7 protein-coding genes are annotated in these 14,083 nt (G+C 52.8%); all 7 read left to right on the top strand.

All coding sequences use genetic code 11. The annotated features are described in order from the left end of the window. The first annotated feature begins 890 nt into the window (after positions 1–890). The 7 genes from HEQ61_RS10585 to HEQ61_RS10555 all read left to right on the top strand — a co-directional run bounded on the left by HEQ61_RS10585 (position 891) and on the right by HEQ61_RS10555 (position 14,083). The gene (locus HEQ61_RS10585; RefSeq protein ID WP_168020055.1) at positions 891–2,228 is read left to right on the top strand and encodes a helix-turn-helix domain-containing protein; all 1,338 of its coding nucleotides are present in this window, start codon (positions 891–893) and stop codon (positions 2,226–2,228) included. Positions 2,229–2,317: 89 nt separating this feature from the next. Next, the gene (locus HEQ61_RS10580) at positions 2,318–4,198 is read left to right on the top strand and encodes a helix-turn-helix domain-containing protein (RefSeq protein WP_209315648.1); all 1,881 of its coding nucleotides are present in this window, start codon (positions 2,318–2,320) and stop codon (positions 4,196–4,198) included. Between the two features lie 137 nt (positions 4,199–4,335). Continuing rightward, positions 4,336–5,862, top strand: coding sequence for a VWA domain-containing protein (locus HEQ61_RS10575; RefSeq protein ID WP_168020057.1), 1,527 nt, complete (start codon positions 4,336–4,338; stop codon positions 5,860–5,862). A gap of 43 nt (positions 5,863–5,905) precedes the next feature. Next, positions 5,906–7,267, top strand: a complete 1,362-nt coding sequence (locus HEQ61_RS10570) for an SrfA family protein (RefSeq protein ID WP_168020059.1) — start codon at positions 5,906–5,908, stop codon at positions 7,265–7,267. Positions 7,268–7,324: 57 nt separating this feature from the next. Continuing rightward, positions 7,325–10,333, top strand: a complete 3,009-nt coding sequence (locus HEQ61_RS10565) for a virulence factor SrfB (RefSeq protein ID WP_168020061.1) — start codon at positions 7,325–7,327, stop codon at positions 10,331–10,333. Positions 10,334–10,345: 12 nt separating this feature from the next. Continuing rightward, positions 10,346–13,030: a putative virulence factor gene (locus HEQ61_RS10560; protein ID WP_168020063.1), complete on the top strand. Its 2,685-nt coding sequence runs from the start codon at positions 10,346–10,348 to the stop codon at positions 13,028–13,030. A gap of 18 nt (positions 13,031–13,048) precedes the next feature. Continuing rightward, positions 13,049–14,083 (top strand): tetratricopeptide repeat protein, encoded by a 1,035-nt coding sequence (locus HEQ61_RS10555; RefSeq protein WP_168020065.1) that lies wholly within the window; start codon positions 13,049–13,051, stop codon positions 14,081–14,083.

Here is a 14,083-nt window from a genome sequence, read left to right as displayed (position 1 = left end):
GGAAAATGCGGCTCTATCGCCGCCCATCGGGCGTCCGAAAGCCAAAACAGGTGGGCCATTCATGCCTCCAATCTCCCGATTGAAGGGTATGAATCTGATCCGCAGACCACGAGCAATACCATGATTGGGTGTGGAGCCTAGATTTTTGTTTCTGTACAATTCATCCTGCCACATGCCTGTTCCTGCGGGGTGGGCATGTTACTTATAACCTCGACAAGAGGTATATTCATGGATGTGATCGTGAGAATATAGTCGGGTCCATCAAGACCATTATCACCTTTTCTCTTATATATCAGATCACTCCATATATTCCTTGAAGGAATAATGTTGGGGTTATCGTGACCGTATATGACAAGGCGTTAAGTTTCTGCTTTTTATGAATCGGGGTTATATGTAGAAAGAGTCGAGGTGATCATGCCCCAAAATCGGGGGCAAACTTCACGCAGACTTTTCTCGATTATCAAGGATAGTTTCTATAAAACAGCATGTTATACGTACTCTTTTGTACAGGATATTCCTTCCTAAAACATTTATTAATTTTACGGGACCAATCCACTCGAAGTCTATCAGGGTAAGCATGTTATTTCCTACATCGCACTAGAGCCGGTGTTAGCAGCTGGATCTGGAGTCATTGCGCAGAGTAGGGAGAAAAAGATGATTCCAAAAAACATATGACGGGTGGTTGACGTGTGCGAGACGTCAACCACCCGAAGATCCCTTCACACAAAGCCGCAGACAAAGAGTTCGCTGCATGCTTAATCAGGGCTCACACACTTTCCTTGTAGCACAAGGAAGAGCCGTTAGGTAGTGCCTGTACTACCCTCTTGGTTATGTCAAAATGAAGCAGCCTCTTGGCGTCCTCGCGGTTAAAGACGGCAAGGAGTTGAGACGTGAGTGTTTCACAATATCGTTCTGCTGGTTGTGCCAAGCCAGCACCAACGGGGCATGTCCGCAAGGCCTATGGCCATTTTGATGCGGCTGTTGCCGTAGCAACTTGGAAAGGTCTTCCTGAAAGGATTTATCATCCAAAACAACTGTTGGAGCCTTTCCGCCGTTGCGGGAATTACCTTCCATTTTCCCGTGAGGCGCTCTCAACATTGGAGCTTTTGTTTGACTATTCCTCGTCAAGCGATTGGACGTCCGGATGTTCGCCACTCGTTTTTCCTGGTAATGCGGAATTAGCCGGGTGCCTGGGTGTCAGTGAACGGACAGTACGCAACCACCTGTCTGCACTCGAGAAAGCAGGATTTATTTCCATCGAGCGGGGCCCTGGAAACCGTCGTACTCCTGTCAGGGCTGCGGATGGTTCAATTGTCTCAGCTTATGGAATAAATTTAGCGCCTGTTGTTGAGAAACACAAAGAATTTCAAGACCTTGCCCAAGAATTAAAAGCGCAACGCAACAGGTTGAAAAGCCAGAGGCGTTCTATCGGTGCGGCTTTGCAAGATATTCGTACGGCTGTTGATGCGTTGGATGTTTTGTTGTGGGAACATCCTGATAATATTGCTCTTCAAAAGACGTTAGAGACAGCTCACCATGCCCTTTTGCAATCAGAGCAGCTTTTTGATCAGTTTTTATGTCTTTACAATCGGTTTTCATCAGCGTCGGTTAACGAGCAAGCTCGTATTGAACAGGATATACTTAACCTAGAGAGGAATATGATCGACTCTGCAGGATATGTTCATATGCTAACATGGTCGTGTATGTGTAGTGTTTATGAAGTTAATTCCGGCCAGCAGGAAACCGGTTTCCACCATATATCTACAAAAGAAAACAAAACAAAAATAAGCTTGGCAAAAAAAGTAGTCGGCTCTACGGGAAGCTCTTCCGATCCTCTCTTACCTGGCTTTATAGAGGTAGCAGCAAAACCATTAACGTCTCTCAGAAAGTCGCAAACGGATCTCCTGAAGAGTTTTTGCAAACCCCTGTCCGCTGTTATTGTGTCCCAGTTTCTTGAAAGTCCTGAAAATGCGAAGCCTGACCAATGGTTTCATGCGGCAAGGATTTTGGCACATCAGTTAGGAGTATCCGAATGGACTTGGAAAACAGGCTGCCAACAACATGGTTCTTTACAGGTAACGTTTGCTGTTGCTGTAGCTGCAATGAAACCCCAAGAATATATTTATAAAAGTAGGCCGGCTTTCCTGGCGGGAATGCTTCTGCGACCATCAGGTCAGCTTAATGCTCTTGCCAGTTTCCATGCACTGCGTAAAAGAGAAAAAGTCTGATAGAAAGCATACGGAGGCATTGTTCCTTTGTACCCAGCAGTTCATTGTCGTAATAAGTGTTATTATCCGGCAACTGGAAGGATAGACTTGTGAGGGATACAGCTGAAGCCGAGTCCTTGAAGATTACACTTCATGACGGTCGTCGGGTTGTGATTGACAGTTCTGCCATGCGTCATGATGATCAGACACTTTATCCCGTTAAAGTTGTAATTGCTGGTTTTGTCCTTGGCCCTGATCTCGACGATGATGACAAGGAGCAGCTGACAAGAGATGTCTGTGATGCCCTTGAAAAGAGCACAAATGGTATCCTTGATGTTCTTGAAGCAGTTATACAAAAGAGCTTGATTGAGTGTTATATCAAGGAAACACACGGAGCTCCGGAAGAACGAGAAATTAATTTCAAGAGCACTCAGCTCGTATGTCGGCGCATGGCTGAAGACATGGTCCGTGAAAAGGCATACCTGTCAAAACTTGCCCGTTGGCTTGTGTTGAATGCTTCATCTTGGAAGGCAGAGGACGAGAGGCGCTCTGTTCCCGTTACATCAGATATGATAGGAAGCCTGATCGGTGTCTATGCCGAGGAAGCTGCACAGGCTATCGCTGAGTTGTTATCTCCTCCTCATAAGCCATTGCCATATCTGGAAGAAATACTAGGTATCCGGGATCCTGGCCATGATATACGCCCGGGACTACCCCGCGATATGCTAGTGGTCCTCTCTTCAGGCCACTTTCAAGGTTTACGAGAAGCCCTTTATAAAAATACCTTTCGTCGAGTTGATGGTACCCCTTGGCCCACAGCCGAGTTAACCCGTGGTGGATCAACAGGATATGCCCAGCTTCGTCCCCCTGTTGTTGAACATGATCCTCATTTACCTCGTGACCAGGTTCAGGCGTGGGCGCAGACAATGTGGAAGCAACAGTCAGAATTATCAGATATTGACGCGGATGCTCTGGATGCCCTGTGTGCTATTTATCTTAATCAAGCCAGAACCCCTGAAGATGGGGCGATTGCTGATGTTGATGAAATTCTCTCTATGCGTGGCCTGAAGCCCAAGCGAGGTGGGCAAGGTCGGCGAGGAGGATATGAACCTGAACAACGGGAAGAGATTATCCGTGCTCTAAGCCATATTCAGAACATTTGGCTCAATATTGCCGAAGTCAAAGTTTACGAGAATGACCCCAAGGGGGGAAGATCGAAAAAGCCTGTAACCAAGACGTTGCAGAGCCGCCCTTTTATTATCACGGATCGTATGGGCCAAATCAGGCTGGATGGTTATATGGACGTTGAACGGTTCATATTCCGTCCGGGCAAAGCATTTGCCAGCTTTTTATTCGGGTCTGGTCGGCAGACAGGATTATTGTTTCGCAAGGCGTTACAGTATGATCCATATAGGCGGAAATGGGAAAAACGACTCACCCGCTATGTTTCATGGCATTGGCGGGCCATTGCCAGAACGGGTCAGTTCGTTCAGGTCTATCGTGTTCAGACTCTTCTTGATGCTGTGGGAGAAGTTGTCAACGAACGCTATCCATCAAAAACACGGGCTAGGCTCGAAAAAGCACTGGAGCAGTTGCAAGCTGATGGTGTCATTGCCGGGTGGCAGTATGACCGTTGGAACGAAAAAATTATTGAAAAGCGCGGGTGGGGACAGGAATGGGTTCTTGCAACCATAGCAATAGAAGCCCCGGATGAGGTCAAGGACTACTACAGGCAATTGTCCCGTGATGTTCCGTCCGGTAAAGCCCTTCAGGTTATTTCCCCGCTTGCGGCCAAACACAAGGTGTCCCCCGATGGGTTGGCTGAAGCGATTAAGTCCCATCGTAAGAGAACAGGACAAAGCCAAATGCAGGTTGCAGAAATTCTGGGCATAAAGCAGGGTTATTTATCCAAGCTGGAACGCGGTAAGGCCTTGGCGTCACCAAAGCTACAGAAGGCCATAGATAATTGGTTGGCCTCGGAGGCGGGATAAGCGATATTCCTGAGTGATCAGGATAACCCCGACACGAATCCTGAATTATAACTAATATGAAACAGGCTGGAGTGTTGTATGTGACAAGCTTTCCCCATAAACCTGCAATCGTTGCAAGAAGAGAAAGCTGAACCAGCATGTCTGTGCGCGTGCGACTGTGTCGTTGTGAGCCAACACGTTGGCTTGTCGGGAGCGAATCTGATCCATTATCTTATCGCCAACGTAGTTGGCTGGAATTAACAGCGATCCTTTCACCGGCATTTCCCGATACCATTCCGGGATTGTTTGCAGAGCCATTGTTATCGGATGATGGGAAAGACTTGGAATGGTGGTCGTCCCTTCCGGGACAGCCTGTCCTGTTGTCCTCCTTAACGTTGCCTGAACAAAATCGGGTTCGTGATCTTTTGTTCCAGAGGTTGGGGCTTGTACGGCAGTTAGGGGAACGTTACCGCCTTTCTGGCAACGTTGCTTTTGCGGACTTGATTGAGAAAGTGACTGTAACTCCCGGGTCTGATCAGGTTCTGGTGCAAAATGGTCAGCCGGTTATTGTTGGATGGGGATATGCAGGTTCTGGATTGAATCTACCCGTATTCTATAATACAGGCTCTGTTGCTTCAGGACATCGCTGGTGGCTGTGGTTGCTTGCTATCCTGTTATTGTTGCTTTTGATCAGTCTTTTTCTGTACCGGTGTAATGGTCTTCTTCCCTCGACAGGTGAAGAGGTAGAGCAGGCACCTGTGGCAGAAGAGGATCATAATGCATTGATAGCAGATATTCTTGATGCTGAACGTGAGGTTATGCGCCGTTTAGCCGAGTGTCGTGTACCTGATCAAAATGCGATGCTGGATTTGCCTGCCCCAGCATCTACCATTCCTTCTCCTGGTTATCTGAATCCGGTTGAAGAGGTTGTAAAACCACCGGCTCCAGCTGTGAAACCGCCTGTATTGCCAAGCAGGACCGATGATACCCCAAAAGAACGGGCAAACAAGAATACGCGGCCTGCCTCTTGTCCTCCCAAACCAAAAGCGTGGGAGAATCCCGAAGTGGCTGTCTTGCTTGATGCGTCAGGCAGTATGGGTTTGTCAGCAGACTTGAAACCCTCGCAGGTTCAGATGCTCATGCGGCAGGTTATGGGTGGGAACAGCTTTGCGCTTTCGAAGTTACAGGGCGGCAGGTCTCGTCTTGATGCAGCCAAAGATGCAGTGGCAGATTTGACCAAGACACTACCCCGTCATATTGATCTTGGTCTTCTGGTTTTTGGGCGCTGCGAGGGAACAGATAATTACAAGTTCTTCAAAGCTGACGAGAGAACCCGTTTGTTGGAACAACTGCGTTCGATCACACCCCGTCAAGGTACGCCTCTGGCTCGTGGTCTGGAACGTGCCGGAACCATGCTTGATGGGGTCAGGGTGCCCGGAACTATTGTTGTTGTTACTGACGGTGAAGACAGTTGCGGGGGCGATCCTTGTGCCGTTGCCCGTGACCTGAAGGCACGGAAGCCCAACATCCGCATTAATGTTATCAGCGTTGATGGTTCCGGTGATGGGCGATGTATGGCCGAAACGACGGGGGGAAAGCTGATCCTTCCAAAGGACGGCCAAAGCTGGGATGATTTGTTCCGCGCTGCAAGTGGCCATACACCTGTACCGCAGGGGTGTGAATGAAATGACAACATTGAAAGCTGATAGAACCCGGGGCAGGGATACAATGGCACATGATCAGAATGATACAGGTCCGCTGTTGCGAACAGGTTCTCTGCGTGATTTTTGTATGCTGGGTATTTCCGGAACATCCTTGTTCTCGACAGCCTTGCAGATGCGGTCAACCATCAGACGTCAGATCGGAGATGATGTTGCCTCCCTGATGGCGATTCCCCAAATCAGGGCTGATGGTGTGACAATCGACTGGTATGCGCCTGCAGGCTCAAGGGTTATACCTTGGTCTGCGGCGACTTTACAGGAGCAGCAAGCAGTCCTCCCAGGGCTTCAGTCTGCACGTCACCGTGTTTTATCCCATGCGGGTCTTCTGGCGGATCGGCCAGCACTGTCCAGAGACCTGGAGCTGTTTGCCCGCTTGTTGCCGTTTGCCCTGTTTATTCCGGATGAAACGCATATCTACTTGGTGGATGGGCAGCCTGTGGTGACATTCTGGGGTTTCTCGCCATTGGCTGTACCGGGTGGGAGAGATGTTTTGACCGGTCTTTCCTTGTCCCCTGCGCAAACCCCGATAGCATCTGTGCCAACGGCCCAGCCAGCTAGGTTTGGGTGGCCGTGGTGGTTGTGGTTTCTGTTGGCGGTTCCGCTTGTTCTGCTGTTTCTGCTGCTTCTGATCTGGTTTATGCGGTGGTGGGCGTTGTCCCTTCCTGAGGAACAGAGGGACTTGTTGCCGTCTTGGCTGCTGGGGACTGTTCTTGAGGAGCAACACTCCATTATTCCCTTTCTTCCACCTCGGCAGGCTATTGTCATCGATGGTACCAGTGGAAAAGCGGTTGCCCTTGATCCGGAACAAGGTGACGTGACAGCCACTTCTCCACCCAGCGAGTCGGAACTGCCTGATAAAGGACAGGGTGATTCTCCCCCTGAGTCCTCGCCTACAGACAGAGCAGATGAAACCGACAAATCCGGATCATCACCAGAGGAGGGAAGCTCACCGCCGTCTGTTTCGCTGGATGAAGCTTCCTCTGGTGCAAAAGCCCTGCATATTCCACCGGATGCGCTGCAAAGCGGACAGACTGATTTCCTCAATGGAACATGGCGTTCCCATACCGGTTTGGTTGATGGTGCTACCAGTTTGCCTCTGGACGTGGAATATTCTTTTGACAAAGGTGTTGGAACCATGACCATTCGTCGCGGCGACGGCGTGGTTTGTACAGGTCCCGGAAACGCTCGTATGAACCAGGGGCGTCTGCACATCGATCAAGCAGAATCTGTCCGCTGTCCCGATGGTCGCGAGTTTGCGCCGTCACAGGTTGTGTGTGATCGTGATACAAACGGCAAGGCCCGGTGTCAGGGGGTTAATCCCGATGGAGCACAGTACCATGTTGATATAGGGCGTCAGTCCGGTCACTGATCAACCTACCCGAATGTTTATAGAAATATGGCCCTGAGTTTCTGTGAAAGGATAGCCATGCTGGCGGATGTTACCCGGCGGTCGGAAGAGGAAATCACGCTGATTATGCGAACCGGGATCCAGTTTGTGGATTTTGGTTTGACGCTTGATGCCCGCCGTGAGGCCCCCGGTCGTTTCGCCCGGGTGGCGGAGAGCCCGGTACCTGTTCGGCTGGAGGCTGATCCTGTGCGGGATGCAACACTTCATCCCCGGTCACGTCTGCCGATGCAGGATCATCCGGAACTTGAGACGTCTGTCAGAGACAGTCTTACCCTGCTGTCTGATACGTGGCTTCCTGTCCCGTTCCTGCGACAGCAGGCCACAACGTTTGTCCAAGGGCCGGCTAATTGGGCTCGTGCCCGCCTGTTTCCCCTTGAAACTGGACAGGACCGCGATGGATATACACACCGTCTTGTTCTGGCCTTTGATACCAGTGTAACAGAGGAACGTGTGGGTACAGCCTATCTGGCACCAACGTTGGGTGATGTTGAAGGGGGCGTGCGTTTTTCCTTGGCTTGGCAGGGTGAGGATCCTGCCTGGTTTATGGCCCAGAGGTGGGTTTCCGGCTGGCTGGAGCAGGAGTTTTCGGACAGTGCGGTCGCCCGGCTGCGCCTGTCGCGTGAGGACATTGAGGCAGGCATCAAAGCGGGTCTGCACTATACCCATTATCTGAATATCATAAGTTTGATTGGGTCCTTGGTTCGTCCCCCTCGCATCAAGATCCTGTCCAATCGTTCCGATGATGTTTTGCCGTCCATTCCGGTTGATATGGTTCTGGATGTTGGTAATTCACGCACCTGCGGCATTCTGATCGAGGATCATCCCCAGCAGGCAAACGGCTTGAAATTGAGTTATACGCTTGAACTGCGGGATCTGGGGCGTGCCCATCAGGTGTGTACAGACCCCTTTGAAAGTCGCCTGGAGTTTGCCGAGGCAAGTTTTGGCCGGGTTGACCAGTCGGTTTTCTCGGGCCGTAATGATGCATTCCTGTGGCCAACCCTTGCCCGTGTCGGGCCCGAGGCCGCACGGTTGGCTGCGCGACGAAAGGGCAGTGAGGGGTCAACCGGCCTTTCAAGCCCAAAGCGGTATTTGTGGGATGACGAACGCTATGAGTCTGGCTGGCGTTTCAACGATGCTTTCAACCGCTCTGAATCAGAACCCTTGGCAACGGCGGCTCCTTTCGGGAACCTGATCAATGAAGAGGGAAAAGCGCTTTTTACCCTGCCGCCAGAGGAACAGATCCAGGTTTTTGTGCCGCACTACAGTCGCAGTGCGCTGATGACATTCATGTTGGCTGAGGTGCTGGTTCAGGCTCTGGTACAGATGAACAGTACTGGCCAACGTCTAAAGATGAGCCATGCCAACCTGCCACGCTGTCTTCGTTCTGTTATTCTGACGGTTCCTCCCTCCATGCCCCGTCCGGAGCAACAGATTTTTCACGATGCCCTGGAACAGGCCGTTGGTCTTGTTTGGCGCTCTATGGGATGGTTCCCGGGAGACCCGGACACCAATACCCGGGAACAGCAGGACGCATGCTGGCCCCCCTTGCCCGAGCGGCGTATCCAGTGGGATGAGGCCACGTGTGCGCAGGCTGTATGGCTGTATTCGGAAACGGTCAACAATTTCGGTGGCAGACCGGAAGACTTCTTCCACGTCATGCGCAAACCCCGTGGCGATGATCCAGGACGTCGCCTGCGGGTTGCAACAATCGATATTGGTGGCGGTACGACCGATCTTGTGGTGACAGACTACACTTTGGATGATGGCCGCGGGGGGAATGTTTATATCCTGCCGGAACAGCGGTTCCGCGATGGCTTTAAGATCGCCGGGGATGATATTGTTCTTGATGTGATTCGCAAGGTGATCCTTCCTGCCTTTGAGCAAGCTCTGAAGGATCACGGGGTTGTAACGCCGGCGGTTGTCCTGTCGCGTCTTGCCGGGAACGAGGCTGTTCCAGTGCCCGATCAGGTCAAGCGCCAGCAGCTGACACTCCAGGTTCTTTATCCCTTGGCCTTGCAGGTTCTGAAAAGGTGTGAGGCTCATGACCCCGTTGTCGGGGCAGATGTACAGTCTTTGACAGTAGCAGAACTGTTGGCAGACGACGGACAGGGTGATCCTGCCGTGCCTGAAGATTTGCATGGCTGGTTTGCTGCCGGTGTCGCACGTGCAGAAGGGGGAGGAGGGCTACCCTTCAACCTCTTGGCCGTTCGTCTTGTTGTCGACCCGGGGCGCTTGCACCGCTTGTTTCTGAGCGGCGGTATGGAGATCTGCAAGCCGGTGCAGGCTTTGTGTGAACTTGTTTATGCATATGACTGCGATGTCCTGCTTTTGTCAGGGCGTCCATCCCGCTTGCCGGGCGTACAGGCCCTGTTCCGCAGTTTGCTTGCGTTACCTCCTGATCGTCTGGTGGCTCTGCATGGTTATCGGACGGGAACGTGGTATCCCTTCCACCGTAATGCCTGCATCAATGACCCCAAGACAACAGCATCTGTCGGGGCCATGCTGTGTGTTCTGGGACAGGGGCGTATTCCCGGCTTCTTCTTCCGTTCCAATGTATTCCGTTTGTATTCCACCGTGCGTCATGTTGGCTTGATGGACAGCAATCGTCTCATCAAGGACGAGGATGTCTATTATCGCGATATTGACTGGGATAATCCTGACTATCAGTTGCCCGAGGATGTCAGCTTTGAAATCCGGGGGCGGACCCTTCTTGGATTTCGCCAGATTTCCGTCCCGCGTTGGGGGGCAAGCCCATTATACCTGATTGATTTCAACAGAAACAATCGCAAGGCTGATACGGCTTTGTATGGTGCTGGCCAGGGCGATGCCACGGTGCTGGATGTTACCTTGCGCCCCGGTCGCGGTCGGGCTGAAAAACTGGAAATCAGCCGGATTTCAGTGAGAGGAGGTGATCGCGACGGGCAGACATTCAGCCGGGATGCCCTGAAGATCCGCCTTTTCACCTTGTTGACACAGGGAATTGGTGAAGACAGCTATTGGCTGGATACTGGCAGTGTTGTTGGTTGATGGAGGCAGACGGTGAGTAAAGGGCCCGCAGTTGTGACGGCTACTCCCGAGGGATTGGTTGAGGCCTGTAAGGCTCTTGCCGATGGTGTGGAAGAGGGGATTGCCTGGGTTCGGGACGTGCGGCCGGACAGTGCGCGGCTTGACCGGGAGGCGGATGGAATCAGTATCCATCTGCACCGCGAGGGTAGCCGTGCCAAAAGGTTGGCTGCCGCTGTGGTACAGCCTGTGGCTGTCGGCTTCTTCGGTCTGTCCCAGGCGGGGAAATCTTATCTGATATCGGCCCTGGCCCGTGGAAAGAACGGGGCCTTGGAAACAGATATGGATGGCCAGCGCCTGAACTTCATTGCCCATATCAACCCACCAGGAGGAGGCAAGGAAGCAACGGGCATCGTAACCCGCTTCACACGCCGTCGCCTGCCAACACCAGCGGGTTTTCCTGTTGCCTTGCGTCTTTTCAGCGAGGCAGATCTGGTGCGGATTATTGGTAACAGCTTCTTTATGGATTTTGATCGCCAGAAGGTCAGCGTCTGTTCGGATCCGGCTGTGATTGCCCTGCGCCTGGATACTGTTGCCCGCAAGGCATCGCCCGGTGCAACGGGGGGGATGGGAGCTTCTGATGTTGTTGATCTGATGGATTATTTCAACAGTCGCTTTCCGCGTGACATGGAGCCATACAAAGCTGGGTTCTGGTTGCGGGCTGTGGATCTTGTTCCCCGCTTGGATACACAGGGCCGGGCAGAGCTGTTTTCCCTGTTGTGGGGTGATATTCCGGAATTCACGGTCGTCTGGACCCATCTGGCAGAGACACTGCGGTCAATCGGCCATGCTCCACGGGTTTTTGCTGCACTTGATGCCTTGGTTGTGCCGGATGGAGCGGGTGGCTTCAGCCAGAAAAACAGCATCATGAATGTTGATATGCTGGGCGGTCTCGGGCGCGATAATATGGGGGTGGTTCAAGTTGTAACCCATCAGAGTTCGGGGAAGGAAAGCGCTGTTGCTGTTGCTCGCCCTGTTCTGGCGGCCTTGGCCTGCGAGATGAGTTTTTGCCTGGCGGACCCACCACAGGCGTCCATGCTTGAACAGGTTGATCTTCTTGATTTTCCAGGGTACCGCGGTCGTCTGAATGTGGGGCGTCTGGCAGATGTGGCAGAGCGTCTTGAGGGCCGTGACCCGGTTGCGGAACTGGTTCTGCGCGGCAAGGTTGCCTACCTTTTTGAACGGTATACCGAAGACCAGGAAATGAATGCCTTGGTCCTGTGCACGCCCTGCCATAAACAGTCTGATGTCAATGATCTGGGGCCGGCATTGCAGGCATGGATCGAGTCGACACAGGGGGCAACGCCGGAAGAACGTTCCCGCCGCGATTCCGGGTTGGTATGGACAGTCACCATGTTTGACGAGCGTCTGAAACCTCGCCCTGATGAAACCATGGATTTGATCCGCGAGGGATGGGGCGGGATGATGCGCCTGACGTTGCTGGAGAAGTTTGAACAGTTTGAGTGGGTTAACACTTGGGCCCCGAACCAGCCCTTTGACACGGTGTTTCTTGTGCGCAAACCCGGCATGGCGCCGGGCGTTATTGAAATGGAGGGACGGCAGGAAGTTGCCCTTGCAAAAGGACAGGAACAACGCTTGGCGGCCATGCGTGGTACCTTCGTTGAGGATGACAGCGTCAGGCGCCATGTTCGTGATCCTGCTGCGGCATGGGATGCTGCTTTGACACTTGATGACGGGGGTATGGCGCGTTTGGCGGCCTATCTGGGTACGGTGGCAAAACCAGATGTAAAGCTGGGGCGTATTGCCGAGCAGGTGTCCGATATCCGGGGGCGTCTGGTTTCATCTGTTCTTGGTCCTTTCTATCAGGTTGATGGTGAGGGTGCCGTTGCTCACAAACAGGATCTGGCTCGTCAGATACAGGTTGCCTTGCAGCAGCGGCTTGACCGTTTTGGAGAGCTTGTCCACGCTTTGCAGCCAACACCGGAACGGCTGCGCACGTTGTATTATGATTTGGAAGAAACAGGTGCTGACGAAGGGCAGGATCATGCTGATCTGGAGACAGGGAGTCTGTTCAGCCTTGATCTGTCTGGCTTCGGCCAAGTTGTTACGGATCCTGTCCCTGCTTCTTCACCTGGGAAGGGGGGGCGGGCAGCCCGCTATGCCCGTGCTGTCATGTCTGACTGGATGCGGAGTATACGCGATATTCCCGCCAATACGCAGATGCACCGTTTCTTGGGTATGACCGGGGACACCCTGCAAATTCTGGTCGATGAGCTGATAACAGGTATGACACGGTGTCGTCTGGAGGCTCAGTTGATCGATGCCCTGCGGGAAGCCGAGGAAAGGGCCTCGACAACCCGTGGGCAACTGGTAGATCGGCAGACATTGGTTGCGGCAACATGTCTTGGGTCTTGGGTAGATTGGCTTGGTTTCGGGAGTATCCCTACTGACAAGCGGCCTGTTTCCTCGCATATTGCGGGGCGTCGCCTCTTTTCTGCCCCCGCTCCTGTTGCTGATCCCCCCGATCTGCCAGATTCACCGATCAACTATCCGGCGCTGTATCTGGTCGACTGGATAGATGCATTTCGTGAGATGGCTGTGTCCAATGCCGGTCATCTTGCTGGCAGTGAGATTGGGCCGGAGCATAATCGTCGTTTGGGGCGTCTTCTGGATCGCATGAAGGGGCCGCCTGTCTCCTGATAGATGGAACCGTTGTTTATGGTGTCAAAAGCTGAACTTGTCCCTGATGTCGAGCGTGGGCCAGGATATTCTGTTCTCAAAATTTCCGGGTTTCCGGCGGGAAATGGGCGTTTACAGATCCTGCGTAACCAAGGTCGGGATTTTCTGACCTCCGGTGGGGTTTGGCAGGCTGAGCAGTGTTGGCACGATGTACATTTTGACAACACAGGAAGAGCTTTTCTTGGTCCACTGATTACGGATTGTCTGGCGGTCTTGCCGCCCAATGCCCGTATTCAGCTGACGGCCGAAGCTTCCGGGATTGTGGCACGTGGTGTGCAGGGGGTAACAGGACTGTATCCATCCCATGCTGCCGTTGTGGATGCTCCGGCTCCGCATGCGGAGCCATTATCTGAATCGATCGTGGTTGAGCCGGTTGTCCTGCCTGATCCTGTCCCGGATATTCCTGTCGAAGAACCGCCCCCGGTTTCCGGTTCGGGTTCTTCTCTGGCCAGGTTCTTGTTTCCCGCCGTTCTTGTTCTGGCCTTGTGTGTCGTTGTCGGTGGTTTCTGGTACTGGAATGAAACTCGTGCCCCGTTTGATCCCTTTGTTCCTCCGTCTGCACAGGATGCAGAACACCGTGCAGCACCAGAAGACGTAAAAACGCGCGAGGATCTTGCCACATTTCTTGGCAGATCACCTTCTGCGGATGCAACGGTTGCTTTGGCTGATGATCTGATGCGCCGTGAGAAGGCTGATCTGGCCATGCTCGCCTATCGGTATGCTGCACGGTCAGGGGATCCCGGTGCATCTCTGGCCCTGGGACGATTTTATGATCCTGAAACACATCAGCCAGGTTCCAGCCCGATTGAAAAGCCGGATGCGGAAACAGCAGCCTATTGGTATGAGCCGGCCGCCTTGTCCGGCAATACAGAAGCCCAAAGACGGTTGGGCCAGATTCTTCTCGCTCTTGATCCGAATGGTTATGGTCGCACAAAAGGCTTGGAATGGTTGCGCAAGGCTGCGGCCTCCGGTGATGACGTGGCGAAGTCGGTTCTGCGTGATCTGGGAGAATAG

The organism is Haematospirillum sp. H4485, from assembly GCF_012102745.1.
Lineage (GTDB): Bacteria > Pseudomonadota > Alphaproteobacteria > Rhodospirillales > Rhodospirillaceae > Haematospirillum.
This window is presented reverse-complemented; position numbering and strand designations above follow the sequence as displayed.